The following is a 23,058-nucleotide window of genomic DNA, read 5'->3' on the forward strand; positions in this document are numbered from 1 at the left end:
CTTCCGGCGCCCGCGGTCTCACGGCCGGTCTCACGGCGTGATGACGGATGCCGAGGAGTCGGATCGCATGATGTGGTCGACGTGTATCTGGCGTGCGATGAACCGTCCGTTCTCGACACAGGCCGAAATGGCCACCGGGGCAAGCGAGTTGCCGTCCGGAAGCCCGGCGTAATACAGCCCGGGGACCGCTCCGAGGATGCCCTTCTGCTGGAGAGGCGCCCCACGGTCGTCGAGCACGCTCTCCGGCAGAATCCGGTAGTCCGGCCCGAATCCGGTGCACCAGATGATCGTCGTGATGTTGTGGCGTGCCAAGTCCAGGCTGTCGCCGAAGTCGGCTATGCAATCCATGCTGACGTCGGGTGCCGGAATGTGCTCCGGCGCCACGAAACCCCGTCGGCGTATACCGTCGTCGATCTTTTCGATGACTTCCCGGAAAGAGCGGGCGGATTCCTCCGCGACGGCGATGACATTGTCCTCCAGTAGGAGGGTCAGGTCCTTCACCGCACGCGTGGAACCCACGAGGACGACGCCCTTTTCGGCCAGCGTGCCGAGATTGAGGTCCCCGCTCTTGTCCTTCACGGCGGTCACCGGCAAACCGGGCAGGAGTGATGCGCCCCCGCTGCTTTCGGTGCCCTCGGCGCGGTGCGTGACAAAGTCTTCGTACAGGGAGAGAGCAAACATCCATTCTTGAAGACTGCGCCCGCGATAGCTGCGCGGCCACGCGCGGTGTCGGCCCACCGACAGGAATACGTCAAGGCCGGCGTCCACGAGTTCGTCGGCGATTTGCTGACCACTGATTCCCGCGCCCACCACGAGAACGGCTCCGTCCGGCAAGCACTCGGGGTTGCGGTAGTAGCGCGAATGCATCTGCTTGATGAACGGGTCGACATCGGACGCCAGGTCGGGTACGCGCGGGGCCGCGTAACCACCCACCGCCGCGACAAGATTGCGGGACTCGATGACATCACCGGCGGACAGGTGAGTCCTGAACCGCACCTCGTCGCGGTCGGAGGAGTCCGGGGGGAATTCGACCTTCCGGACCGGCGTGTGCTGCCTCACGCGAAGATTCCGCTCTTCCGCGTAGCGGCGCAGATGGCGGGCCAGCTCCCGTCCCGGCATGCAGCCGCCGGGGTCGTCGCCGTCGTAGTCCCAGCCGGGAAACCGCACCGATCGATTCCCGCTCCCCACGAGCAGGCTGTCCCAGCGCTCGTGCGCCCAGGCCTGACCGATCTCTCCGCGTTCCAGGACAACGTATTCACGGTCGAGCTCCTGCAGAGCCGCGGCCACCCCGCACCCTTGCTGGCCTGCGCCGATGACGACCGTCTCCGAGTATTCGACTGCTCCCATGGTCGACCCTTTCTGCCGCGGCGGGGCCGCCGCGTGCGCGATCCGACTCGGCAACTTAGGCTTGCCTTACCTCAGACCTTGCCTTGTGAAGTCGACTTGATGTCAACTGGACGTATGACGCGTGGACTTGGGGCGCATCGGGGGGTCTCCATCGGCGAAGCGGCGGCGCTGTACGGCCTCGCGCCGTCCACCGTGCGGTGGTGGGAGCACCAGGGCGTGCTCAACCCGCCCACCCGCGACGGCGGCAAGCGGCTCTACGACGATGCCGACCTCCGCCGCCTCGGCCTCGCCTACCTGTGCCGCGTGGTGGGGCGGATGCCGCTGGACCAGGCGGCCGTCGTCACCTCGGGAAAGGTCACGCACAGCGCCTGGCAGCGCACCATCGGCGAACAAGTCGCGCTGCTGGAAAAGCGGATCGGGCAACTGGAGGCCGCCCGGGACTACCTTCACCACCTTCTGCGCTGCGAGGACGACGACATCGCGCAGTGCCCCATCCTGGAGTCCGAACTGTCCGCGCACACCCCGCGCGGGGGCATCTCCGACGCCGACCTCGTCACTGCCGCACGCGTGGCCCGCAACGGCGGGCGGTCGCGGGAGGGAACGTCATCGCGTGACGAAAACGCGGCGGCGGGCGGCCTCCCGTGTGACGAAAGCGAGGCGCGCTGTCCCGGTTGCCGGGGCCCGGTGACGCGGGCCTCCCGCGGCCGCCCTCGCACGTACTGCTCACGCGCCTGTCGGCAACGCGCCTACCGCACGCGCCGCAGCAAGCAGGCGTGACCGGCGCCTGCGGCCCAAGCAGCGCTCTGGCGTCAGCTGTCCATGGTCAGGCCGGTGCCTGCGCGGCAGTTTCGCCGCATACGGCACGGCAGCTGAGGACGAAGGCGTCGACGGCGTCATCAACCACTTGGGTGCGAGGCCGGGCGACACCGATCTGGCTGGGGCTGACGCCCGTCACGGGCCGGTAGACCACGTCCGGGCGCTGGTAGAAGCGGGCGGTCGCCTCGGGGGTGAGGCTGATGCCCTGGCCGTGGGCGATCGCGTTGAGCCATTCATCGGGGTGGTGCGCGACCGCGCCGATACGCACCGGGTGGCCCTCGCGCTCATCGGTCGCGAGCCAGTAGTCGCGCCACGCCCCCGACTCGGCGGGAGTCGCCACGAACGGTTCGTCGTACAGATCCCGGAACCGGACCCGGTCCTCCGCCGCGAGGTGATGCCCCGCGGGCAGGGCGATCCACCGTGGCTCGGTCAGCAGCACCTCGACGTCGAAGTCGTTCCGGGCAGGCACCGGCAGGCGCAGCAGCGCCACGTCGACCTCGCCGGTGGCCAGCCCGGCGGTGGGGTCGGTCCAGTCGGCCTGCCGCATCTGGACCCGCCAGCCGGGTCGGCGCCGGGCGAAGTCGGCGATGATCTGCTGAGTGTGCTCGTTGGCGGCGCTGGCCACGAACCCGACCCGTAGCGTGCGCGCGGCCCGGGTGGTGGCGGCGCGGGTGACGCGCAGCGCGCGCTCCCAAGCGGTGAGCACGTCGCCGGCGTGGGCGGCCAGCGCCTCACCGGCATCCGTGGGGGCCATCCCGGCGCGGGAACGGACGAAGAGGTCCACTCCCAACTGGGCTTCCAGCTGCCGGATCTGCTTCGTCAGCGCGGGCTGCGAGATGTAGAGCCGCTCGGCGGCCCGCGTGAGGTTGCCTTCCTCGGCCACGGCGGCGAAGTACCGCAGCAGACGTGTGTCGATGTCCATGCCGCCAGGTTATGGAAGCAGGTATTGGACGGGCACGGCGGACCGGCGGGAACGTTGATCACGCGACCGGGACAGCCCGGTACGCGATCCCGACGAGGAGCATCACCATGACGACGAGCGAAGCCGCCGACCCCAAGACCGAGGCCATCAACCACTTCTTCTCCGCCTACGCCGCCCATGACGTCACAGGGATGAGCGCGGTGCTGGCTCCGGACATCGAGTGGCACATCCCGGGCCACCACCCGCTGTCGGGCACCAAGCGTGGACTCGACGAGGTGGTCAGCTTCTTCGACCAGCTCGGCAAGGCGGGCTTCCAGGCCGAACCGGTGTTTCTCGGCAGCAACGGCGAGTACGTCGTCGACATCCACCGCGGCTGGACGACCCAGGGCGTGGGCCAGGTCGACACGATGTGGGCGCTGGTGTGGCACTTCGACGCCAACGGCCAGGTCGATCGCGTCGTCAACTTGAGCGGCGACCAGCACCAGATGGACAACTACGTCTGGGCCAACTTCCCGCTGGCACCCCTTCCGGCCCGCCTCGCCCGATGACAGAAGGAAAGAGCATGAAGATCATTGTGATCGGGGCGACCGGCACCATCGGCCGTGCCGTCGCGGACACGTTGGAGACCGAGCATGAGGTGATACGCGCTTCACGCACCGGCAGCACACGGGTCGACCTCGAGACGCCGGCCTCCATCGACGCCCTTTTCGACACCGTCGGCAAGGTGGATGCGGTCATCTGCTGTGCGGCCAGTGGTCGGCTGACGCCGCTCACCTCCCCTTCCGACGCCGAGTTCACTCACGGTCTCGAAGGCAAGCTGCTGGGGCAGGTGATGCTGCTGCGCCGGGCTCTGCACCACGTACGGGACGGCGGCTCCATCACACTCACCAGCGGCACCTTTCAACAGCCCACGCCCGGCAGCTCGTTCGGCGCTCTTGTCAATGCCGGACTGGAGGCTTTCGTCCAGGCCGCGGCCATCGAGATGCCCCGCGGACTGAGGGTGAACAGCGTCAGCCCGGGGTGGGTGAAGGAGACGCTCGAAAAGCTCGGCATGGACAACGAGGGAGGCACGCCGTTGAGCGACGTCGCCCACGCCTACATCCAGGTCGTCACAGGAGAGATGCAGGGACAGACCCTGACCCCTTCGCCCCGCTGACAGCCGAAGCGCGATCCGGTGGCTGTGGCGTTTCCCGGACACGGACGCCACGCCACCGGCACGGCGGCCGGTCACGCTGGCGGCATGACCAATACGACCACACGGCCTGGAGGCCCAGGGTGAGCCGGGGAGTCAAGCTGGGCTGGCTCGCGGCGCTGCTTGTCGTCGTCGGCTCCATCGTCGTCACGCTGTTCGGGTACAGCGGGCACTCGCGGGTGACCAGGCTGTACCAGCACGGGGTGACCGTCGAGGGCAAGGCGATCGCGGTGACCACCGACAGCCGGGGCCGCACCAGCGGCATCACCGTGCGCTACCGGCCGACGGGCCAGGCACCCCGCACGGCCGAGCTGCCCACCACGCCGAAGCTGCCGCAGGCGGTGGAGGGCCGCCCCATCGAGGTGATCTACAACTCGGAGGACACCTCCGACGTGCTCAGCACCGCGCAGCTGCACGCCGTGCAGCCGGACTGGAACCCCCTGTCGATTCTGGGCTTCGGAGTGATGGGCGCGGGTGTGGTCGTCGTGGTGAAGGCGGCGCGGCGACCCAGGAGCAGCAGCTGACAGCCGATCCGCCGCCGGACCTACGGCCGGACCTACGACTCGTACCGCGCGAGCACCGTCTCCACCGTGTCCGCCTCCTCCGCCGTCTTGTCCTCGCGGTACCGCACCACCCGCGCGAACCGCAGCGTCACCCCCGCCGGATAGCGCGTGGACCGCTGCAGCCCGTCGTAGGCGATCTCCACGACCAGCTCGGGGCGGACCCGCACCACGAACCCGTCGTCGTCGACGGCGAGTTCGCGCAGCCGCTCGGTCTGCCAGGCCAGCATCGCGTCGGTCATGCCCTTGAAGGTCTTGCCGAGCATGGCGTACGTCCCGTCCTCGCGCCGGGCCCCCAGGTGCAGGTTGGACAGCTTCCCGGTGCGCCTGCCGTGCCCCCACTCGGCCGCCAGGACCACCAGGTCCAGGGTGTGCACGGGTTTGACCTTGAGCCAGGACGCGCCCCGGCGGCCCGCGCTGTAGGGCGCGTCGAGCCCCTTGAGTACGACACCTTCGTGGCCGAGCTCCAGCGTCGCGGCGAGGAACGCGTCGGCGGCCAGCCGCGCCTCTTCGTCGGCCGGATCCGCCACGACCACGCGGCGCACCCGCATCGGCTCCGGAACGAGCCGCGCGAGCCGTGCGTGCCGCTCCCGCAGGGGGAGGTCAAGGAGATCCTCGCCGTCGACGGACAGGGCGTCGAAGAACACGGGGGAGAGGGGCAGTTCGGCCGCCGCGGCCGCCACGTCGAGCCGTGACCCCACGCGTCCCGCGATGTCCTGGAAGGATCGCGGCCGCCCGTCGCCGCCGAGCGCGATGAGCTCGCCGTCCAGGATGAACCGCTCACCTCTCAACTCATCGGCAGCGGCCGTCAGTTCGGGCAGCCGGTCGGTGATGTCGTCGAGCGTGCGGGTGTAGACGCGTACGTCGTCGCCGTCCCGGTGCACTTGGACGCGGATGCCGTCCAGCTTCTCCTCGACCGCGCACGGGCCCAGCTTGTCGATGCCCTCGCCCACGGACGGCGCGCTGTGCGCCAGCATCGGCAGCACCGGCCGGCCCACGGTCAGCCGGAACTCCGCCAGCGCGTCCGGACCCTGCGCGAGCAGGGTCCGTGCCACCGGCGCGAGCGCCCCGGCCAGCATCACGGCGCGCCGCACCTGCTCGGGCGGAGTCTCCGTGGCCCGGGCGAGCCCTTCCACGGCCACCGCGTCCAGCGCCCCCTGCCGCACCTCCCCGGTCAACAGGCCGAACAGGAACCGCTGTTCATCGGGCGTCGCCGCCCCCAGCAACTCCTGTACGAGCCGCCTCCGTTCGGCCTGCGCGCCCGCGCCCGACACCCCGGCGAGCGCGGTGAGCGCGGCGTCCACGTCCCGTACCGTCAGCGTCGGCTCGGCCGCCGGGGCCACCGGATCCTTGAGGGCGTTCCAGCCGACCCCGATCCGCCCCTGCGGCAGGCGTCCGGCGAGGTAGGGGATGACGAGCGGCACGTCGTCGGGCTCCGCCGCCCGGAACAGCTCGGCCATCAGCTCGATCTTCCGCGACCGCGCCGACGTCGCGGCCACCCCTTTGGACACCTCCGCCACCCGGACAAACAGCATGCCGCCATCCTGCAACGCGGCACCCGATCCCGCACGGCGTGAGGTGTGTGGCGTCAGGTGTGTGAGTGCGGTACGACACCCCGTACGACGCCGAGCTCCACCAGATCCTGCGGCCGCAGGCGCAGCTCCCCGGCCAGGTGCGGTACGTCCTCGTGCGGGTGCTTGAGGATGGCCGCGGCGGCCTCCGGGGCGATCACCGAGAAGTAACTGTCCGGTGTGGCCCAGGTGTTGGCGGGCGCGGCGAGGGCGAGGGCGCCGCCCGAGCCACCCTCGCCGACGACGAGGGACGTGACGGGGACGCGTGCGGCGGCGACGGCCGCGAAGACGTCGGCGATCGCGGCGCCCGCGCCCGCCCGCTCGGCCGCCGCGTCGTTGGCGGCGCCGGGCGTGTCGATGAGGGTGAGGACGGGCACGGACAAGCGATCGGCCAGGCGGATGAGGCGGGCGGCGGTGCGGTATCCGGCGGGGCGGGTCGGCGTGCCGGTCTGGGCGGCGTACGCGATGGCCCGCCCGTCACGCAGGCCGAAGCCGCACAGCATGCCGTCGTCCCGGCCGCCCGAGCGGTCGCCGCTGATCGGCTCGCGGGAGTCGAAGTAGGCGTCCAAGTAGGCGTGGGCGCGCGGGCGTTCGGGCGAGCGGGCCCGGCCGACGGCGTCCCATCCGGTGGTGGGCAGGGCCGGGTCCCCGAGGGCGCGCGGCGGTTCGGGAGTGCCGGACGCGGGCGTGGTGAGCAGCCGCAGCCAGTGCCCCAGGCGCGCGGGCAGCCGCTCCGGCGCCACGACGGCGTCGATCGAGCCCGCCGCGAGCTGCGCCTCCGCCGTGTACGCCGCCGGGTCCGCGTCCGGCGGCCGGACCCGCGACCCGGCGAAGCCCACCTGCGCGCCCGGCAGCGCGAGGACCACGTCGGCGCCCGCGCCGAGTGTCGCCCAGCCGCCGCCCGTCGTCGGGTCGCGCAGCACCGCGATCTGCGGCAGCCCCGCCGCGCGGTTCAGCGCCGACTGGGCGGCCACGCGCTGGAGTTGGCGCAGGGCCGGCATGCCTTCCTGCATGCGGCTGCCGCCGGTCGCGACGAGGGAGACGAGCGGGAGGCGGTGCTCGCGGGCGGTCGTGTACGCGGCCTCCAGACGGTCCCCGGTCCGTTCACCGAGCGAACCGCCCAGGAAGCGGAACTCGAAGGAGACGAGGACGGCCGGTCGACCCGCGATCGTCGCCCTCCCGCAGATCACCGACTCCGACTCGCCGGTACGGTCCTGCGCGGCGGCCCGCGCGTCGTCGTATCCCGCCCACGCCAGCGGGCCGTCCGGCCGCGCGGTCTCCTGCGGGTACGGCAGCTCGGCGAAGTCCGACGTCACGGCGGCGACGGCCTCGCGCGCGGACAGCCGGTCGGGGGTGCGGGGCGGGCCGGAGGGGCCGGGCGGAGCGGAGTCAGGGGCCGGGGGAGTTGGAGGAGCCGAGGGGATCGAGGGTGTCGGAGGCGTCGGAGGTGTCGGAGGCGTCGAGGGAGAAGGCACGCCTCGTACTCCTACCTGTTCGCCCCGCTTTCGTCGAGGACCCACTGGCCGCGATAGCAGATGTAGATCGGGCCGAGCCAGTGGCAGGCGGGGCCGGTGGTGGGCGGCGGGTCCACGGGCGGTGGTGTCGGCGTCGGCGTCGGCTCGGGAGGGGGTGTCGGCGTCGGAGTGGGGGGTGGTGTGGGGGTGGGAGGTGGAGTAGGCGTCGGGTCGACCGGGGTAGGTGTGGGGTCGACCGGTGTGGGGGTGGGAGTGGGCGTAGGCGTGGGGGTCGGCGTTGGCGTGGGCGTCGGGGTGGGTGTCGGAGTGGGTGTGGGCGTGGGGGTCGGGGTGGGGGTAGGCGTGGGGATCGGGTCCGGCGTGGGCGGCTGCGTGGGCTCCGGCGCCGGATCGGTGGGTTCCGGCTCGACTGGTTCCGGCTCCGGTTCCGGCTCCTGCGTGGGCTCCTCCGCTTCCGCGGAAGGAACAGATGCCTCGGGCTCGGCCTCTTGGGCGGGCTGCTCCTGCCCGGCGGGCTCCTGCGCGGGCGGCTCGTCCGCCGGAGGCCGCGGAGCCTCGGCGGCAGGGGCCTCCGCATCGGGAGCCTCTGCCTCGGGCGCATCCGCCTCGGGAGCTTCGGCCGCCGGGGCGTCCGGGGCGTCCGGGGCGTCCGGTGCATCGGGGGCGTCCGGAGCCGCCGGCTCCGCCTCGCTCCGCGGCTCCGGCACAGGCCCGCTCCCGCCCCCGTCCCCGGGCGCCTCGCTCCCGTCCCCGGGCGCCTCGCTCCCGTCCGCCTCACGGGGCGCACCGGGCGGCTGGCCCGGCTGCGCTTCCCCGCTCTCCGCCGACGTGACCCGCGCGGGGGCCGAGCCGCCGCCGACGCCGCCGCTGAGGACGAGCCCCGCCGCGACGGCGGCCGCGGTCGCCGTCGTGCCTATCGCCCCGGCCACGGCCACGGGCAGCTTCCCGCCCCCGGTGAGGACATGACGTACGCCATGAAGCAGCCCTGCCTGCCCAGGACCGCCGGACCCGGCGGCCGACGCCGCGGCCCCGGCTCCCGCTCCGGCCCCGGCCGCGAGCGGCACCAGGAACTTGCCCGCGCCGCCGAGGACGAAGAGCAGCAGCGCCGGTCCCACCAGTGCGGGCAGCCGGTCGTTGGCACGAGTCAGGAGCGCCAGGCGGGCGCGGCAGTCGGCGCAGCCGTCGAGGTGGGCGACGAGTGTCTCGGACTGACGGGGCGACGCCTCGCCGCGGATGTGCGCGGGCATCCGGTCCCAGTGGGTCTCGCAGGCCGGGCTCTCGGGCGTGCCGGGGTGGGCGCGCAGGAACGCCTGGCGCATGCCTTCGCGGGCCCGGTGCAGCAGCACGGCCGTGGCGCCGCGCCCGGCGCCGATGTCACGCCCGACCGCCTCCAGCGGCTGGCCCTCCGCCTCGGCGAGCCACAGCGCCCGCACCCACCGCTCGGGCAGCTGCCCGAGCACGCGCGTGAGCAGGTCGACGGCGGAGACGCGGGCCGCGGGGTCGCCGTCGCCGTCGGCGACGGTGGTGACGTCGATGGTCTCGGCCGCGTCGACGCCCTGCGGGTCGCGCGGAGTCTCGCGCTCCGCCGCGCGCCCGACCGACGCCGCGAGATGACGCACGGTCGTCATCAGATACGCCGGTACGTTCTGGATCTCGTGCCCGGCCGCGAGGCGCCGCCAGACGCGGAAGTGCGCCTCGGCGACCAGGTCGTCGGCGACCCAGGCGTTGCCGGTCAGCGAACGCGCGTACGCGACGAGGCGGGGGTGCTCGGCCTCATAGACGCGCGCGTACGCGGCGGTGGCGGGCCCGGACGCGTCGGCGGGGACGCCGGGAACATCCGGAGCGCCCGGCGGAAGGTCGGGAGACGCGTCGGCGGGGACGTCGGGAGGGACGTCGGACATGGCAGGACACACTCCTGTCCCACTGTGGGGGATGGGGACATGGGGACGAGTTCGGAAGCCTAGGCCAGAAATGTCCGACTTATCAGAGGGGAGTGGCGTAGGTCACAGATATCTCTCTGTGCACTCCCGTAATGCGGGCACCCGTCACGGGGTCGAAAGGGCAAGGAAGCAGCAGAAGTGGAGATCGACCATGGCCGTCACGCTCGAACAATCCGCCCGCGCCCGTCTGATCACTCCCGAGGGCCGGGAAAGGCCGATCCCTGTGACGCTGCGCTACTCCGCGTCCGATCCGCTCGCGGTGCAGGTCACCTTCCCGGCGGAGGTGTCCCTCGACGGCGCCGAGGTCACCTGGGTCTTCGCCCGCGGTCTGCTGGAGGCGGGCCTGAGCGCCCCGGCGGGCACGGGGGACGTGCACATCTGGCCGTGCGGGCGGGCGCGGACCGTGCTGGAGTTCCACGCGCCGCACGGCCTCGCGCTCGTGCAGTTCGACCGGGCCGCGCTGCGCCGCTTCCTGATGCGGTCGTACGCCGTCGTGGGCGCGGGCCGCGAGGAGGCGGGGCGCGATCTGGACCGCGGTCTGACCAAGCTCCTCGGCGGGGTGTGAGGACGGGGGTGTGAGGACCGCGGCGGGAGGTGCCGCGAGGGGACCGACGGTTGGGGGTGACCGGTCGGGGCGGCCGCTTGGGGTGGCCGGTTCGCGCGGCGGGGCCGGCCTCAGCGGTAGAGCGCGGGGCGTTCCGCCAGGTCGACCGTGACCCGCCCGCCGTCCCCGAGCGCCCGGACGCCCGCCTCGGCGACGGCGGCCGCCGCGTAGCCGTCCCAGGCGCTCGGGCCCGCCACCCGTCCCGCGCGGGCGTTGGCCACCCACTCACGCACCTCGCGGTCGTAGGCGTCGGCGAAGCGGACCACGTAGTCCTGTGCGATCTCCTGCTGCGCGCGGCCCGCGGACCGCACCACCATCGTGGGCTCGTCGCCGATACGGGCGCTGCCGCTCTCGCAGACCGCCTCGCACGCCACTTCGTAGCCGAAGCCGCAGTTGACGAAGATCTCCACGTCGACGAGCGCGCCGTCCTCGGTCTCGAAGAGGACGAGCTGCGGGTCGAGCAGCCCGGCGGGCGCGCCGGAGGACGGCCGCGGCCGCGCCACCGTGACCGCGGTGAGCTCCTGGCCGAGCAGCCAGCGGGCCGCGTCGATCTCGTGCGAGACGGAGCTGCTGATCAGCATCGCGGAGGTGAAGTGCGGGGGAGAGGACACGTTGCGGTGGCGGCAGTGCAGCATCAGCGGCCGGCCCAGGGCGCCGGAGTCGAGCAGGGCCTTCAGCCGCCGGTACTCGGCGTCGTACCGGCGCATGAACCCCACCTGGATCAGCCGCCGCCCGCTCCGGACCTCCGCCTCCAGGACCCGCAGCGCGGCCGCCGCGTCGGCGGCGAGCGGCTTCTCGCACAGCACGGGCAGGCCGCGCGCGAGCGCCGCGAGCAGCGCCTCCTCGTGCGCGTCGTCGGGCGAGGCCACCAGGACCGCCTGCACGCCGGGCTCCGCGATCGCCGCGTGCGCGTCGGCGTGCACGCGCACCTCGTCGAGCCCGACCACGGCCGCCTTCGCCCGCGCCCGGTCCGGGTCCGCCACGGCCGCCACCCGGGCCCCGGCGACCGACCGGGCCAGCCGCCGCACATGGTCGGCGCCCATGTGGCCCGCACCGAGGACGGCCACCCCCAACGGCTCACTCACTGGACGAACTCCCCTCCCGCGCCCCTGCGTCGGGCCACCGTAGCCGCCCGCCGCCGCACGATCACCACGCACCCGGTGACGACGACCGCCGAGCCCACGCCGACCAGGACGAGCGCGGGCCAGTCGGAGCCGCCGTCCGACGCGCCCGGCGGCACGAGCTGGGCCGCCGCCCTCCCCGCCCGGTCCGGCGCCTTGCGCGGACTGGCGGGCAGCAGCGAGCCGACCGGACTCACACGCCCGCCCGCCGCGAACCCCCAGTCGAGCAGCGACCTGGCCTCCTCGTACACGGTCAGGCCGCCCCGCTGCGGGTTCATCACCGTCACCAGGACGGTGCGCGCGCCACGGTGGGCCGCGGCGATGAGGGTGTGCCCCGCGCCGCTGGTGTAGCCGTTCTTGACGCCGATCAGGCCGGGGTAGCGGGCCACACCGTCGGCGCCGGTCAGCAGCCGGTTGGTGTTCTGGATCGGGTACGACCAGTCGCCGTCGCTGGGGAAGCGCGCGAAGGCCGTCGAGCAGTAGCGCGCGAACTGCGGGTCGGCCAGGCCCGCCCGGCCGAACACCGACAGGTCGTACGCCGACGACACCTGGCCGGGCGCGTCGTAGCCGTCGGGCGACACGACGTGCGTGTCGCGGGCACCGAGCGCGCGGGCCTTGGCGCGCATCTGCCGCGCCGTGCGCTCCCAGCCGCCGTTCATGGCGGCCAGCACGTGCACGGCGTCGTTCCCGGAGCTGAGGAACACCCCGCGCCACAGGTCGGCGACCCGGTAGCTGCGGCCCGCCGCGACGCCCACCAGGCTGCTGCCGCCGCCGACGCGGGCGAGCTCGGTGTCGGTGACCGTGTGCCGGGTGTCGGGGTGCAGCCGGGGCAGCGCCGTCAGCGCGAACAGCGACTTGAGGGTGGATGCGGGCGGCAGCCTGCGGTGCGCGTTGTGCGCGGCGAGCACCTCGCCCGTCCGGGCGTCGGACACCATCCAGGCCAGGGCGGACAGGTCACGGGGGACCGGCGGGGCGTCGGGGCGTGGGCGTACCTGGGTTCCGGGCCGGTCGAGCAGGGACGAGGAGTACGCGGGCGCGGGCTTCGGCGGCGCGGGCTCGGCGCAGACGGCCGGTCCCGCGAGGCATACCAGGGCCCCGGTGGTGAGGGCCGTGGCACGCAGGACGGGGGCGCGCCGGACCGGGCGCGAAAGGTACCTGATGACCATTCAGCCACCGTAGGAGCGGGCTCCCAGCTGCGCAGATCGGCTTGGCCCGGGTGGATGTATCCGGCCCTCGGGCCGCGCCGCGCGTGCGGCCGCACGGCCCACGCCAGCATGGCGAGGGCGATGCCCGCGCACACCGCGTCGCTCACCAGATCGGCCGTCAGAGTGCCGCCGCCCTCCGGACGCGCGGGGAGGGCCGCCCACACGTACGTCAGGGGCGCACCGCCCGCGAGCCCGCACACGTGCCGCGGCCCCCACCCCGGCCACCGCGACCAGCGCGAGACCGCGACCACGCCGCCCACCGCGACGAGGAACCACCGCCCACGCGGCGTCACCAGCCCGCCCTGGCACGAAACTCAGCTGGAGAAGCAGCCGCGGTATTCCGTGCTCTTTCCCCGCGCAGCCTGCCGTGCCTGCGCGGATCGACTGTCCTGAACCGGCAACGTCGGCGGCAAGGGCCGCCACCTCATCTTGATGCCCCGGGCACTGTAAGAGGGGCGCTGCTGCGCGCTGAGGGCGACGCAGATCGCCCAGGGCAGCGTCGAAGAAGCGTGCGCGACGTGGACCAGCGTCCTGGACGCGATGGAGGACGGGATCTACTCCGGCCGGGCCCGCCAGCGGGTCCTGGACATGCGCCACCTGCTGTCGCCCTACCGCAAGCGCGGCATCCCCGCGGTGGGCGCGCTCGATGCCCGCGCGGCCTCGTACCTGGCCCAAGTAGATTGATCACACGCGTCGTTGAGAGCGAGTCGAAGGGCTGGGCCATGGCTTTGGAGATCAAGCCGATCGGGGAAGTCGTCGCGGGCCGTACCGAGGTCGCCGACGACTACTGGGGCGGCATCGAGTCCGTGATCCAACTCGACGAGGACGAGTTCCCCCTCGACTCCGTCCAGGGCCTGGCCGAGTTCTCCCATCTGGTGGTGGTGTGGCACTTCGACCAGGCCTCGCCTGACGATGTCGAGTACCACGCCCGCAGCCCGCGCGGAAACCCGCAGTGGCCGGCCACGGGCACGTTCGCTCATCGCAACCACCGGCGCCCCAACCAACTCGCGCAGTCCTTCCCGCGGCTGCTCAAGGTCGACGGGCTCAGGCTGCTCGTGACCGACCTGGACGCCGTGGTCGGCACGAAGATCTACGACCTGTCGCCGTACTTCGAGGAGATGGGGCCGCGCGGCCGGACCCACGAGCCCGCCTGGCCTGGCGAGATGCTGGCCGACTACTGGGCCGAGAAGGCCTGACCCACTCAGCCCGCGAACCCCGGAAGGACCTCGCTGCGGTAGAAGTCGAAGAAGCCTTGCTGGTCCTTGCCCATCTGATTGACGCAGACGGTGTCGAACCCCGCGTCGACGTACTCCTTGAGCGCCGCCGCGTGCGTCTCCAGGTCCGGCCCGCACGGCACGGCGGTGCGCACCTGGTCGGGCGTGACCAGTTCGGAGGCCTGCTCGAAGTGGGGCGGGGTGGGCAGGAGCTGCGGCAGCTCGCCCGGCAGTTGTTCGTTGGCCCACAGCCGATGCGCGGTGGCGATGGCTTCGTCCTCGTCGGCGGCCCAGCACACCTTGAGCCCGGCCTGCACGGGTTTCCCTCCTCCGCCGCTGCGGCGGAAGCGTTCGATGCCGTCGGCGTCGGGGGCCATCGTGATGAACCCGTCCCCGATGCGGCCCGCAACCTCTGCGGCCTGGGGGCCGAAGGCCGAAACGTCGATGGGCACGGGCTCGTCGGGCACGGTGTAGAGGCGCGCGTTCTCGACGGTGTAGTGCTTGCCGCGGTGGCTGATCTGCTCGCCGGTGAAGAGCTGCCGCATGACCTGAACGGCTTCCTCCAGCATCTCCAGGCGCACACTGGCCTCGGGCCAGGGGCCGCCCAGGATGTGTTCGTTCAGGGCCTCGCCGGACCCGACGCCGAGGCGGAAGCGGCCGCCGAGCTGGACCGCGCTGGTGGCGGCGGCCTGGGCGACGACGGCGGGGTGGACGTGGACGGTGGGGCAGGTGACCGCTGTCTCCACGGGCAGCGAGACTGCCTGCGACAGCGCGCCGATCACCGACCACACGAAGGGGCTCTGGCCCTGCTGGTCGTTCCAGGGGTGGTAGTGGTCGGAGATCCACAGCGAGGTGAATCCGGCCTGTTCGGCCATTCTTGCCTGGTCGACTAGTTCGCCGGGGGTGTGCTCCTCGGCGGCGAGGAAGTATCCGAAGTTCGTCATCGCGCCTCCTGCGGGGAAAGGACGTCGGCCCCACCGATGCGGGTGGCCCCCGCCGATTAGGGTCAGTGGTCAGTCCGTGGACAGGGCCTCGATGAGCTGTCCGGCCTTGGGATCGCTCAGGGCGCGAGCGGCGTCGGCGAGCGAGACCATGCCCACCAGGCGTCGGCCGTCGATGACGGGCAGCCGGCGGACCTTGTGCGAGGCCATGGTGGAGAAGATCTCCTCGGCACCGTCGTCCGCCCCGATGGTGACGGCCTCGCCCGGCGCGAGGGATCCGACGGTGACGGCGGCGGGATCCTTCCCCTGGCCCAGGACCTTCACGACGATGTCCCGGTCGGTGATCACTCCCTTGAGCCGGTCGTCGGTGCCGCAGATGGGCAGCGCGCCGACGTCGAGCCGGGTCATCTTCCGGGCGGCGTCCAGGACGGATTCCTCCGCTCCGGCACACTCGGCACCCGCGGTCATGATGTCGCGTGCGGTGGTCATGAACGATTCCCTTCTCGCGGCACGCGGGCTGGGGTTCGCCTCACGTGAGGTACGTCTGCGGTGTGCGGCCTCGGGCCACGGCCCGGGTGCCCGCCCCCGGTGCGCCGTAACGCCCCGCGGCGGGCGCCTGCGCGACCAGGGCGGAACGCCCGGTGTTCCAGGCACCCAGCAGATGGCGGGCCAGCCGCCCCTCGACGAGCCCGGTGGCGTCGGCGCCGAAAGCGACATCGGCGTCGAGGTGGGGCTCGTCGGCGAGCAGGCCGGTGACGAGTTCATGGCGGACGACCTGTTCGTGGACGGCGTCGGCTTCGACGTGCTCGGCGTAGAAGTGCTCCGCCGCGGCGCCGACGTCGAGTCGGCGCATCGCCGCGGCCAGGTGCCGGGAGCCGGGCGGCGAGGTGATCTCCACGGCCGCGAAATGCCCGATCAGCGCGCCGCGCAGGGCCCGGTGGAGGCCGAAGAGGGACATCAGGTTGACGGTGGCCAGGGCCGGCGCGGGCGCCCGGTCGAGATAGTGGCCGTAGGTGTTGTCCAGGCCGAGGTCGGTCATGAGGTCGGCGAAGAGGCGGGCGTGGATCTGCTCGGGGCGGCCGGCTCCGAACTCGTCGTACTCGACCGCGACCATCGCCGCCTTGGCACGCCCGCGCAGCCGCGGCACGACCCACAGATGGGGGTCGGCCTCCTTGAGGTGGTAGAGCGAGCGCAGGGCGGCGTACTCGCGCACCTGCCACAACTCGCCCTCGACTGCGAGGTGGTGGCTGACGCTGCCGGTGTGGTCGACGGGCTCGACGAGGAGTTCGTCCAGGGCCCGCGCCGCGGTCCGGCCGCCGGGGGTGCCCGCGCGCAGGGCGGCCAGGAACGCTCCTTCCAGTTGGCGCCGCAGCGCGAGGAGTTCGGGGTCCCATTCGTGGTCGTCGGCGACGGAATCGAAGCCGCGGTAGTGGAGTTCGTACAGCACGTACAGGGCGAGGTGGAGGTCCTCGCCCCACGGGTCGGCGGCCCGGGCCTCGGCGTGCAAGGAGCGGGCGTCAGCGTGCACGGCGCGGATACCGGGGCCGTCGCGCAGGGCGCTCACCACCGCGTGCGACAGCGGGCCCCGGGAGGGCGGCAACGTGGTCACGGAGTGTCCTCGGAGTCGTGGTGAGGGCCGTCCGCCTGCCTCTCTTTCGGGCTTCGGCGGTGGCTGGTGTCGCACCAGGGCGGCGTACGAGTGCGACGGCAGGTGCACACGGCGACCGTGAAGCGGTCCGAGCGCGCGACGGTCCCGTCGTCGCAGACGACCTCCACCGGTCCTTCGACGAGCACCGTGCACGGGTCTGTCGCCGTCAAACCCGACCGCGCGGCCGGGGGTCACGGGGTGCGCTTCCTCACCGAGCCGGGGTCCGAGGCGGAGGCGGAGGTGGCGGCGGCGAAGGTGACGGCGGACGTGGCGGGCGCGCAGGCCGCAGGCCGCTGAGTCGTCGAACGCCGCATCCCGCACCGGTCCTCCCTGAGCGCCCAGTTCAGCGTCGAGGGGTCCGGCACCCACTGGGAGTTCGACGGCACAATGACCGTCCACGACGGCGGGTTCACCGGTTACCGCAGTCCGCTGACCGCGCCGGTGGCGGCCGAGGCCAACATAACGCGCACCGCCACCACCACCCCGTACGCGCTGGTACGCCGACTGACCGAGCCAGCAAGCCGACTGAGCGAGGCGGCGGAGCGCGGCGACGTGGCCTGGCACACCGGCCAGCTGCCGGACGGCGCCGACGCGTCCTTCACGCAAGCACACGCCCTGCTCACCGAAGCGGGGCTCGACTACCGCGCGGCCACGGGGGAAGGCGTCGTGCTCTACGCGGACGTTTCCCCCGGCGTCCCCGTGCGCTACCTGGTCGTCGCGGCCACGACCGACCGCGCGGCGTAACTGGAGAGCCTCGCGCGCCGAGTGCTCGACAGGCACTGAACTCCGTTCACCGGTCGGGCCGTTGGTTGTACGCGTCTGCCGCCTCCTCGTTCATGGCATTGCCCAGATCCTGTGCTCGCCCAGCGACGGGCCCCTCCGGTGGCGCTATGTCCTTGCCTTCTCGAAGAGGCTCACGTTCGCGCGGCCCCTTCGGCAGCATCCGGGCAATGAGGCCGTCGACACGGGTCGCCAAGGCGGGAGCCACACCGTGGGCCAGATCCGCCGCCCGGGCCGCGGGCGTCAGTACGAGCCGGGTTCGCCGGCGGACCAGCGCGTTCACGATGCGCTCGGCCGCGCGTTGGGCGTTCATCGAGAGCAGCGGGGCGCCGGCCAGGGCCGAGAACCAGCCGTACTCCTTGGTGCGCTCACCGCCGAACTGCGCGTGCAGGTGGGATCCCGTACGCATCAGGCCGGGGTAGACGGCCGTCACGCTCACCCCGTCCGGGGCCGTCTCCGCGTGCAGTCCCTCGGCGAGCACTCCCGTAGCCGCCTTGGCGCAGGCGTACGGCAGCAGATGGGGAACCCCGAGCAGGCCGCCCACCGACGAGATCAGCGCGAGGCGTCCGCCGTGCGGGCTCTCGCGGAGGTGGGGCAGCGCCGCCAGCGCGGTGTGCACGGCGCCGAAGAACATCGTGTCCATGGCCGCTGCGAAGTCCCGGTCGTCGATCGATTCGAGCGGCGCGACCTGGATGATCCCGGCGTTGGCGACGACGATGTCGGGTCCGCCCGTGGTCTCGTGCACCCTGCTCATCATGGCGTCGACGGCCGCCTTGTCGCGGACGTCGCAGACGGCCGTGTGCACGGCCACCTGCGGATTGCGCTGCAGGAGCTTTGCCCGCGCGTCGTCGAGTTCGGCCTCGTCACGGGCGGCCAGGGTGACCGCGCTTCCCCGTGCCGCCAGTCGGTCGGCGATCAACAGGCCGAGACCGCGGGATCCCCCCGTGACGACGGCGGAGTGCCCCGTCAGGGCCGAGGGGCGATCGGAGAGCAGGTGGCGGCTGGAGCGGGCGGGCGATGCGCGGAGGGTGCCAGGGACAAGACGCGCGCGCATGGCGAACCTCTCTGTGTGTCCTCTTCCGTGGCGGCTTGAGTACCTCGGACCCGCCACGTGAATCACTTCGCCGCGCCGCCGCGCGCTGCGAGCAGTGCCGCCCCACCACGGGGGCTGTGCGCTACCAGTAGTGCCGTCGGCCGCGGAACGCGTGTCCCATGCCGCCGAGGACCCACAACACGGCGCCGACCGCGACAAGGATGATTCCGATGGTCCACAGAATGTTGATGCCTGCCACGAAGCCGATGATCAGCAGGACCACGCCGAGAATGATCATGACGCCTCCGATCCCGGAAGGTCTCCGTTCCAGTCTCGTACCGCGCGTACCCCCGCGCAAACCCCTGGATCGAGGGCCCGCCACGGCACCTGGAATCGATCACTTCCGCCGACCCGACTACCGGACCGTCGAGCACCCTCACGTGCGGAGACAGGTCGTCCAGGGCTGCCTCTTCCGCGCTCTTCTTCGCGATGTAGTCGGCGATCAACGAGGGCGGCTCGGGGAAGGGCGCGAAGCGGGTGAACGGGTTCGTGGTCACGCTGCCTCCCGACGGCGGGCGCACGCAGCAGCGTGTGCTTCGGTCCTGCGGCACGAGGCAGCCCTCCCGCGCCGTGGGACGCGGCTCGCGGTCGTTACGAGTCGAAGTCCCCGTTGTGGCATGGCGGTCTTCTCCGCCGTCGTCACCACTGCGGTTTACCTGCTCGGCCTCCTGAACGTCGGTCTTGCTGTCAGCGGGGTCGGGGAGGGAGCGGATTCCACACCTATGTATGAGTGCCGCAAAGTGCCCCACCTGTATGAGTGCCGCAACGTGCCCCACCGTCCGCAGCGGGGACGTGTGTTGAAGCATGAGGTGCGGTTCATTCCGCTGCAGGTCATGTGCCGAACGGCCGACGGACGCGTGTTCGCCAGCCAGGTCGTGCCCGCCCGGCGGCGCGACCAGCGGCCGCCGCCCCTATTTCCCGAACGCCGAATACCTGCTCCAGCGGGCCGAGTTCGACGCCCTCGACGAGCTCAACCCGCAGCTTCGCGAGTCCCTCACCGACCCGCTCGAGGCGGCCGGCCGGCTCCGGCTCCTCGACGGGGACACGCCGCTGCGCACCCGGCGCGCGGTCGCCACGCTCGGTCACACGCCCGGTCACCAGAGCGTGCTGGTCGACGCCGGGCGCGAGCTGGCGCTCGTCACCGGCGACCTCCTGGTGCACGCGCTCCAACTCCTCCACCCCGAGCTCGCCTACGCGCACGAGATCGACCCTGAGGCGGCCAGGCACTCGAGGGAGCGCATGCTCGTCCGCGACACCGCCACCACGCTGCACCTGGCGACACTGCATCTGACGGAGCCGTTCATCTCGACGTGATCGCGGGCGCCCGAGCCGTCGGAACCGTTCGGCGCGGGGCAGGCCGCGAGGGCATGCAGACGCTCCTCGCGCCGGTACGTTCTGACGAACCGGCTACGGGGTGAGGATGCTGATGCCCAGCATGCGTGCGCCGGTCTCGGTGCGCGGGCGATGCGTACTGCCCGGCGCGAACACGACATAGCTGCCCGGCCCGAGCCGCTGTCCCCGGTCGATGAACTCGCCCGAGATCACGTAATAGCGCTCTTCGCCCTCGTGTACGTCCACCTCGGGCCATTCGGTGCCCGGTGCGAAGTCGTACATCCAGCCGCGGGCCCACTGGGTGGCGGGCAGCCGCCGCCGGATGATCCCGGGGACGACCTCGACGGGCTCGGCCTGGTCAACGTGCAGGATCTGGACGTCATTTGAGTCTCGCGTCATGCCCCGATCTTCGCGCGGCCGTGCAGTCTCGCCCAGTGTCTGGATTGACACCCACAGGTACTTTGCTGCCATGGGCGTTCATCGAGTGGTCGCGCTGGTCCTGCCGCCACAGTCCACGTTCGAGCTGGCGTGCGCGGCCGAGGTCTTCGGCGTGCGCCGCCCCGGTCTGCCGAGTCGTTACGAGTTCGTGGTGTGCGCCGAGCGCCAGGGAGCCGTGCCGACCCTGGCGGGATACGACATGCTGGTCAGCCAGGACCTCACGGCACTCGGCGCGGCCGACACGGTGGTCATCCCCGGCTGGCAACGCCGTGAGGAGGCCGCCCCGCCCGCAGTGATCGACGCGGTCCGGCAAGCCCACCGTCGCGGCGCCCGCGTTGTCGCGATCTGCACGGGTGCCTTTCTGCTGGCCGAGGCCGGGCTACTGGCCGGGCGCAGGGCGACCACGCACTGGCGGCTCGCCGGCGAACTCGCCACCCGCTTCCCCGAGGTGCGGCTCGAACCCGACACCCTGTACATCGACCTGGGCGACATCGCCACCAGCGCGGGCACCGCCGCCGGCATCGACCTGTGCCTGCACCTGGCCCGCGCCGACCACGGCGCCGCCTACGCCGCACACATCGCCCGGCACATGGTGATGCCCCCGCACCGCGAGGGCGGGCAACTGCAGTACAGCACCACGGCCCCCGCCGACCACCCACCACAATCTCTGGCCCCCGTCCTGGACTGGGCCACCGAACGCCTGCACCAACCCCTCACCGTCGACGACCTCGCCGCACACGCCGGGGTCTCGCCACGGACCCTCGCCCGCAGATTCGCCGACCAGCTCGGCGTCAGCCCCGGCCGATGGCTGCTCCAGCAGCGCGTCGCGGCGGCCCGGGCCCTGCTGGAGGAGACGACACTCCCCGTGGAGACGGTCGCGGCACGAGTCGGCCTGTCCTCAGCCGCCAACCTCCGCAGACGCTTCCACGCCCTGGTGCACACCACGCCCGCCGCCTACCGGCGCTCCTTCGGCCGCCACGAACATGGCACAGACCCGCGGCCGGGCGACTGATGGGGCCCTCCACTTGCGATCACCGGGGTCAGGCGGCGCTTTTCCTGCGGCGCCGGCCGTGGGTGAGGTGGTCGATGAGTTCTTTCCGGCTCATCTTGGAGCGGCCCTTGATGTCCTGCTCGGCGGCCCGTTGGTACAGCTCCGCCTTGCTCATCTGCTGCAGCTCGCTCCTGCCGCCGTTCCGGCCGCGTGGTGACGCCGTCTTCGACGGGGACTTCTTCGCGCTGGCCTTCGCATTCCCCTGCGCCTTGGGCCCCTTGCGGGCGGTGGCCCTCTTCTGCCGCGTCGCGGTCGGCTCCTTGTCCTTGCTACCGCGGGCCGTCTCCAGGCTGCCCCGCAGGACCTCCATCAGGTCGACGACGTTGGTGGCATGGGGCGCTTCATCGGCCGCCTCGATCTCCTGGCCCTCGGCCTTCGCCTGCACCAGCTCCCGCACCTTGTCCTGGTAGGTGTCCTGATACCGGGTCGGGTCCCACGACGTGCTCAGGGTGTCGATCAGTTTGAGCGCCATGTCCCGCTGCTTGCCCTTGCCGACGCGGGCGGAGGGCAGTTCCGGGAGCTCCTGGCCAGGGTCGCGGACCTCGTCCGCCCAGTGCAGCGTCTGTAGCACCAGGATCTCGTCCTCGGCACGCAGAGCGGTCAGGTACTGCTTCCCGCGCATCACAAAGGTGGCGATGCCAGCCTTGTTCGCCTTCGCCAGGGCCGCGCGCAGCAGCTCGTACACCTTTGTGTACTCCTTGCCGCTGGGAGCGATGTAGTACGTACGGTCGAAGTAGACCGGCTCGATGTCGCCCAGGTCGACGAAGTCGCTGATGTCGATGGCCTTCGAGCGGCCCGGCGCGATGTCGTCCAGTTCGTCGGGCTCGACGACGACGTACTCGCCCTTGGTCACCTCGTAGCCCTTGACGATGTCCTCGGTCGACACTTCCTTGCCGGTGCGTTCGTTGAGCCGCCGGTTACGGACCCGGTCGGCGGTGCCACGCTCCAACTGGTGGAAGTGCACCGTGTGGTCCTTGATGGCGGTGTACAGGCCGACCGGCACGCTGACCAGCCCGAAGGTGATCACGCCGGTCCAGATCGCGCGTGCCATGACCGTCCACTTCCCTTTCTGCTGTCACCGTCAGCGCACCCAGTGCAGAGGGTCCTGCTGACCACGCTGGCGCCCCTGCACGCGCAGCGCGCGCCGGGAACGTACGAGCGGAGTAGCCGCAACCGTCGTGCGGGCCGGCAGCCAGACCTCGTGAATGCGGACGGCCGACGACTCTCCGACCGTGTTAAGGCGCTCCCTGTGCGAAGGGTCTTGAGCCCGGGCCGCCCGGCGTTGTTTTGGCAGAAGGCGTGTCCCGCGCAGGTTAATTGAGTGCTGCTCTCGCTCTCCGCGAGCGTTCAAGTCTGAGACAGCGCGTCCCCGATAGTCAGGGAACGCGTGCACTCAATTGTCAGGGTAAAGGGCTGCTTCAGCAGTTCGAACTTGGGAGCCCACTCCGCGAGCGCGATGTGTTCAAACTCCATTCCACCCTGATCCGGACTAGCTGCACAATCCGGGAGGGTGCTTGTCGGGTCGGGCAGGTCGGCTCCACCGCACTGGTTGAAGGGACTGCCGACCGGCAGTCCGGCGAGGTTGCCGTCGACAGCTCCGGTGCCGTGGGTCGTTGCCCCATCTGCGCGGGTGCCGTGATGGTTGGTACAGCTGGTGCCGAAGGCTGGAGACAGAAAGTCCCCCACCCCTCCTGCCGACACCGGCGAGGCCGTGGCCAGCGTCGCGCCTGCCGCTGTGGCGGTGAGGGCGAACGTGGTGACTGTCTTACGCATGGTCATGCCCGGGGGAACGATCATTGATCACTGCG

Annotated in this window: 26 protein-coding genes and 1 pseudogene; 11 read left to right on the forward strand and 16 right to left on the reverse strand. The window is 72.0% G+C overall.

Annotated features, from left to right (window positions below; all coding sequences use genetic code 11):
* Positions 1–30: 30 nt before the first annotated feature.
* A complete protein-coding gene (locus tag AC0KTA_RS36170; protein WP_481052413.1) occupies positions 31–1,347 on the reverse strand; it encodes a flavin-containing monooxygenase in 1,317 nt (438 codons plus the stop codon).
* Positions 1,348–1,461: 114 nt separating this feature from the next.
* Here AC0KTA_RS36170 and AC0KTA_RS36175 point away from each other — a divergent pair, with 114 nt between their 5' ends.
* Complete coding sequence (locus tag AC0KTA_RS36175) at positions 1,462–2,124, forward strand: helix-turn-helix domain-containing protein (RefSeq protein ID WP_481052414.1); 663 nt, start codon at positions 1,462–1,464, stop codon at positions 2,122–2,124.
* Between the two features lie 46 nt (positions 2,125–2,170).
* Here AC0KTA_RS36175 and AC0KTA_RS36180 read toward each other — a convergent pair whose 3' ends face one another.
* Positions 2,171–3,085, reverse strand: coding sequence for a LysR family transcriptional regulator (locus AC0KTA_RS36180; RefSeq protein ID WP_481052415.1), 915 nt, complete (start codon positions 3,083–3,085; stop codon positions 2,171–2,173).
* A 107-nt stretch (positions 3,086–3,192) separates the two neighbouring features.
* Between AC0KTA_RS36180 and AC0KTA_RS36185 the strand changes: the two genes are divergently transcribed.
* The 3 genes from AC0KTA_RS36185 (at position 3,193) to AC0KTA_RS36195 (ending at position 4,801) form a co-directional block, all read left to right on the forward strand.
* On the forward strand, positions 3,193–3,633 hold the full coding sequence (locus tag AC0KTA_RS36185; RefSeq protein ID WP_481052416.1) for a nuclear transport factor 2 family protein: 441 nt from the start codon (positions 3,193–3,195) through the stop codon (positions 3,631–3,633).
* 14 nt (positions 3,634–3,647) lie between these two features.
* The gene (locus tag AC0KTA_RS36190; RefSeq protein WP_481052417.1) at positions 3,648–4,241 is read left to right on the forward strand and encodes a short chain dehydrogenase; all 594 of its coding nucleotides are present in this window, start codon (positions 3,648–3,650) and stop codon (positions 4,239–4,241) included.
* A 119-nt stretch (positions 4,242–4,360) separates the two neighbouring features.
* On the forward strand, positions 4,361–4,801 hold the full coding sequence (locus AC0KTA_RS36195) for a DUF3592 domain-containing protein (protein ID WP_481052418.1): 441 nt from the start codon (positions 4,361–4,363) through the stop codon (positions 4,799–4,801).
* A 32-nt stretch (positions 4,802–4,833) separates the two neighbouring features.
* On the opposite strand, the gene AC0KTA_RS36200 is transcribed toward AC0KTA_RS36195, so the two are convergent.
* The 3 genes from AC0KTA_RS36200 to AC0KTA_RS36210 form a co-directional block, all read right to left on the reverse strand.
* Positions 4,834–6,372 carry an ATP-dependent DNA ligase gene (locus AC0KTA_RS36200; RefSeq protein ID WP_481052419.1) on the reverse strand — a complete coding sequence of 513 codons (1,539 nt, stop codon included), beginning with the start codon at positions 6,370–6,372 and terminating at the stop codon, positions 4,834–4,836.
* Positions 6,373–6,425: 53 nt separating this feature from the next.
* Positions 6,426–7,751 (reverse strand): carboxyl transferase domain-containing protein, encoded by a 1,326-nt coding sequence (locus AC0KTA_RS36205; protein ID WP_481056687.1) that lies wholly within the window; start codon positions 7,749–7,751, stop codon positions 6,426–6,428.
* A 143-nt stretch (positions 7,752–7,894) separates the two neighbouring features.
* Positions 7,895–9,784 (reverse strand): sigma factor, encoded by a 1,890-nt coding sequence (locus AC0KTA_RS36210; protein WP_481052420.1) that lies wholly within the window; start codon positions 9,782–9,784, stop codon positions 7,895–7,897.
* Positions 9,785–9,974: 190 nt separating this feature from the next.
* Between AC0KTA_RS36210 and AC0KTA_RS36215 the strand changes: the two genes are divergently transcribed.
* A complete protein-coding gene (locus AC0KTA_RS36215; protein ID WP_481052421.1) occupies positions 9,975–10,388 on the forward strand; it encodes an SsgA family sporulation/cell division regulator in 414 nt (137 codons plus the stop codon).
* Positions 10,389–10,498: 110 nt separating this feature from the next.
* On the opposite strand, the gene AC0KTA_RS36220 is transcribed toward AC0KTA_RS36215, so the two are convergent.
* Positions 10,499–11,512: a Gfo/Idh/MocA family protein gene (locus AC0KTA_RS36220; RefSeq protein ID WP_481052422.1), complete on the reverse strand. Its 1,014-nt coding sequence runs from the start codon at positions 11,510–11,512 to the stop codon at positions 10,499–10,501.
* On the reverse strand, positions 11,509–12,714 hold the full coding sequence (locus AC0KTA_RS36225) for a D-alanyl-D-alanine carboxypeptidase family protein (protein WP_481052423.1): 1,206 nt from the start codon (positions 12,712–12,714) through the stop codon (positions 11,509–11,511). Before AC0KTA_RS36225 ends, AC0KTA_RS36220 begins: the two co-directional genes overlap by 4 nt.
* Before the next feature lie 579 nt (positions 12,715–13,293).
* On the opposite strand from AC0KTA_RS36225, the gene AC0KTA_RS36230 reads away from it, so the two are divergent.
* Positions 13,294–13,437 carry a hypothetical protein gene (locus tag AC0KTA_RS36230; RefSeq protein WP_481052424.1) on the forward strand — a complete coding sequence of 48 codons (144 nt, stop codon included), beginning with the start codon at positions 13,294–13,296 and terminating at the stop codon, positions 13,435–13,437.
* Positions 13,438–13,475: 38 nt separating this feature from the next.
* Positions 13,476–13,949 (forward strand): TrmO family methyltransferase domain-containing protein, encoded by a 474-nt coding sequence (locus AC0KTA_RS36235; RefSeq protein ID WP_481052425.1) that lies wholly within the window; start codon positions 13,476–13,478, stop codon positions 13,947–13,949.
* Between the two features lie 5 nt (positions 13,950–13,954).
* Here the strand turns inward: AC0KTA_RS36235 and AC0KTA_RS36240 are convergent, their stop codons facing one another.
* The 4 genes from AC0KTA_RS36240 to AC0KTA_RS36255 form a co-directional block, all read right to left on the reverse strand.
* Positions 13,955–14,911 carry an LLM class F420-dependent oxidoreductase gene (locus AC0KTA_RS36240; RefSeq protein WP_481052426.1) on the reverse strand — a complete coding sequence of 319 codons (957 nt, stop codon included), beginning with the start codon at positions 14,909–14,911 and terminating at the stop codon, positions 13,955–13,957.
* 69 nt (positions 14,912–14,980) lie between these two features.
* A complete protein-coding gene (locus AC0KTA_RS36245; RefSeq protein WP_481052427.1) occupies positions 14,981–15,397 on the reverse strand; it encodes a CBS domain-containing protein in 417 nt (138 codons plus the stop codon).
* A gap of 40 nt (positions 15,398–15,437) precedes the next feature.
* Positions 15,438–16,517 carry an iron-containing redox enzyme family protein gene (locus tag AC0KTA_RS36250; RefSeq protein WP_481052428.1) on the reverse strand — a complete coding sequence of 360 codons (1,080 nt, stop codon included), beginning with the start codon at positions 16,515–16,517 and terminating at the stop codon, positions 15,438–15,440.
* Entirely contained in the window at positions 16,514–16,702 is a 189-nt protein-coding gene (locus AC0KTA_RS36255; RefSeq protein ID WP_481052429.1) for a CDGSH iron-sulfur domain-containing protein, read from the reverse strand. The genes AC0KTA_RS36250 and AC0KTA_RS36255 overlap by 4 nt, the downstream gene beginning before the upstream one ends.
* Between AC0KTA_RS36255 and AC0KTA_RS36260 the strand changes: the two genes are divergently transcribed.
* Together AC0KTA_RS36260 and AC0KTA_RS36265 are read left to right on the forward strand one after the other, a co-directional pair.
* Positions 16,635–16,853: a hypothetical protein gene (locus AC0KTA_RS36260; RefSeq protein WP_481056740.1), complete on the forward strand. Its 219-nt coding sequence runs from the start codon at positions 16,635–16,637 to the stop codon at positions 16,851–16,853. The genes AC0KTA_RS36255 and AC0KTA_RS36260 overlap by 68 nt on opposite strands.
* Before the next feature lie 90 nt (positions 16,854–16,943).
* Entirely contained in the window at positions 16,944–17,300 is a 357-nt protein-coding gene (locus AC0KTA_RS36265) for a peptide ligase PGM1-related protein (protein ID WP_481052430.1), read from the forward strand.
* 46 nt (positions 17,301–17,346) lie between these two features.
* Here the strand turns inward: AC0KTA_RS36265 and AC0KTA_RS36270 are convergent, their stop codons facing one another.
* On the reverse strand, positions 17,347–18,390 hold the full coding sequence (locus AC0KTA_RS36270) for an SDR family NAD(P)-dependent oxidoreductase (RefSeq protein ID WP_481052431.1): 1,044 nt from the start codon (positions 18,388–18,390) through the stop codon (positions 17,347–17,349).
* Between the two features lie 121 nt (positions 18,391–18,511).
* Positions 18,512–18,667: a hypothetical protein gene (locus AC0KTA_RS36275; protein WP_481052432.1), complete on the reverse strand. Its 156-nt coding sequence runs from the start codon at positions 18,665–18,667 to the stop codon at positions 18,512–18,514.
* 662 nt (positions 18,668–19,329) lie between these two features.
* Between AC0KTA_RS36275 and AC0KTA_RS36280 the strand changes: the two are divergent.
* Positions 19,330–19,743: pseudogene (locus tag AC0KTA_RS36280) on the forward strand (MBL fold metallo-hydrolase); the annotation flags it as partial.
* 93 nt (positions 19,744–19,836) lie between these two features.
* Here AC0KTA_RS36280 and AC0KTA_RS36285 read toward each other — a convergent pair.
* Positions 19,837–20,160, reverse strand: a complete 324-nt coding sequence (locus AC0KTA_RS36285) for a cupin domain-containing protein (protein ID WP_481052433.1) — start codon at positions 20,158–20,160, stop codon at positions 19,837–19,839.
* Between the two features lie 70 nt (positions 20,161–20,230).
* Between AC0KTA_RS36285 and AC0KTA_RS36290 the strand changes: the two genes are divergently transcribed.
* On the forward strand, positions 20,231–21,211 hold the full coding sequence (locus tag AC0KTA_RS36290) for a helix-turn-helix domain-containing protein (protein ID WP_481052434.1): 981 nt from the start codon (positions 20,231–20,233) through the stop codon (positions 21,209–21,211).
* A 28-nt stretch (positions 21,212–21,239) separates the two neighbouring features.
* Here AC0KTA_RS36290 and ku read toward each other — a convergent pair whose 3' ends face one another.
* Together ku and AC0KTA_RS36300 are read right to left on the reverse strand one after the other, a co-directional pair.
* Complete coding sequence (gene ku / locus AC0KTA_RS36295) at positions 21,240–22,301, reverse strand: non-homologous end joining protein Ku (protein ID WP_481052435.1); 1,062 nt, start codon at positions 22,299–22,301, stop codon at positions 21,240–21,242.
* A 296-nt stretch (positions 22,302–22,597) separates the two neighbouring features.
* Positions 22,598–23,029: a chaplin family protein gene (locus AC0KTA_RS36300; protein WP_481052436.1), complete on the reverse strand. Its 432-nt coding sequence runs from the start codon at positions 23,027–23,029 to the stop codon at positions 22,598–22,600.
* Between the last annotated feature and the right edge of the window lie 29 nt (positions 23,030–23,058).

The sequence above is a fragment of the Streptomyces sp. Y309 genome (assembly GCF_056712025.1).

Bases quoted from the DNA above. Each gene is read 5' to 3' on its own strand.
- AC0KTA_RS36275 (WP_481052432.1), bottom strand. From the start codon at position 18,667: ATGATCATTCTCGGCGTGGTCCTGCTGATCATCGGCTTCGTGGCAGGC.
- AC0KTA_RS36245 (WP_481052427.1), bottom strand. From the start codon at position 15,397: ATGACCACCGCACGCGACATCATGACCGCGGGTGCCGAGTGTGCCGGA.
- AC0KTA_RS36190 (WP_481052417.1), top strand. From the start codon at position 3,648: ATGAAGATCATTGTGATCGGGGCGACCGGCACCATCGGCCGTGCCGTC.
- AC0KTA_RS36210 (WP_481052420.1), bottom strand. From the start codon at position 9,784: ATGTCCGACGTCCCTCCCGACGTCCCCGCCGACGCGTCTCCCGACCTT.
- AC0KTA_RS36175 (WP_481052414.1), top strand. From the start codon at position 1,462: ATGACGCGTGGACTTGGGGCGCATCGGGGGGTCTCCATCGGCGAAGCG.
- AC0KTA_RS36300 (WP_481052436.1), bottom strand. From the start codon at position 23,029: ATGACCATGCGTAAGACAGTCACCACGTTCGCCCTCACCGCCACAGCG.
- AC0KTA_RS36200 (WP_481052419.1), bottom strand. From the start codon at position 6,372: ATGCTGTTTGTCCGGGTGGCGGAGGTGTCCAAAGGGGTGGCCGCGACG.
- AC0KTA_RS36290 (WP_481052434.1), top strand. From the start codon at position 20,231: ATGGGCGTTCATCGAGTGGTCGCGCTGGTCCTGCCGCCACAGTCCACG.
- AC0KTA_RS36225 (WP_481052423.1), bottom strand. From the start codon at position 12,714: ATGGTCATCAGGTACCTTTCGCGCCCGGTCCGGCGCGCCCCCGTCCTG.
- AC0KTA_RS36230 (WP_481052424.1), top strand. From the start codon at position 13,294: ATGGAGGACGGGATCTACTCCGGCCGGGCCCGCCAGCGGGTCCTGGAC.
- AC0KTA_RS36240 (WP_481052426.1), bottom strand. From the start codon at position 14,911: ATGACGAACTTCGGATACTTCCTCGCCGCCGAGGAGCACACCCCCGGC.
- ku (WP_481052435.1), bottom strand. From the start codon at position 22,301: ATGGCACGCGCGATCTGGACCGGCGTGATCACCTTCGGGCTGGTCAGC.
- AC0KTA_RS36285 (WP_481052433.1), bottom strand. From the start codon at position 20,160: ATGACGCGAGACTCAAATGACGTCCAGATCCTGCACGTTGACCAGGCC.
- AC0KTA_RS36180 (WP_481052415.1), bottom strand. From the start codon at position 3,085: ATGGACATCGACACACGTCTGCTGCGGTACTTCGCCGCCGTGGCCGAG.
- AC0KTA_RS36270 (WP_481052431.1), bottom strand. From the start codon at position 18,390: ATGCGCGCGCGTCTTGTCCCTGGCACCCTCCGCGCATCGCCCGCCCGC.
- AC0KTA_RS36215 (WP_481052421.1), top strand. From the start codon at position 9,975: ATGGCCGTCACGCTCGAACAATCCGCCCGCGCCCGTCTGATCACTCCC.
- AC0KTA_RS36170 (WP_481052413.1), bottom strand. From the start codon at position 1,347: ATGGGAGCAGTCGAATACTCGGAGACGGTCGTCATCGGCGCAGGCCAG.
- AC0KTA_RS36185 (WP_481052416.1), top strand. From the start codon at position 3,193: ATGACGACGAGCGAAGCCGCCGACCCCAAGACCGAGGCCATCAACCAC.
- AC0KTA_RS36235 (WP_481052425.1), top strand. From the start codon at position 13,476: ATGGCTTTGGAGATCAAGCCGATCGGGGAAGTCGTCGCGGGCCGTACC.
- AC0KTA_RS36265 (WP_481052430.1), top strand. From the start codon at position 16,944: ATGACCGTCCACGACGGCGGGTTCACCGGTTACCGCAGTCCGCTGACC.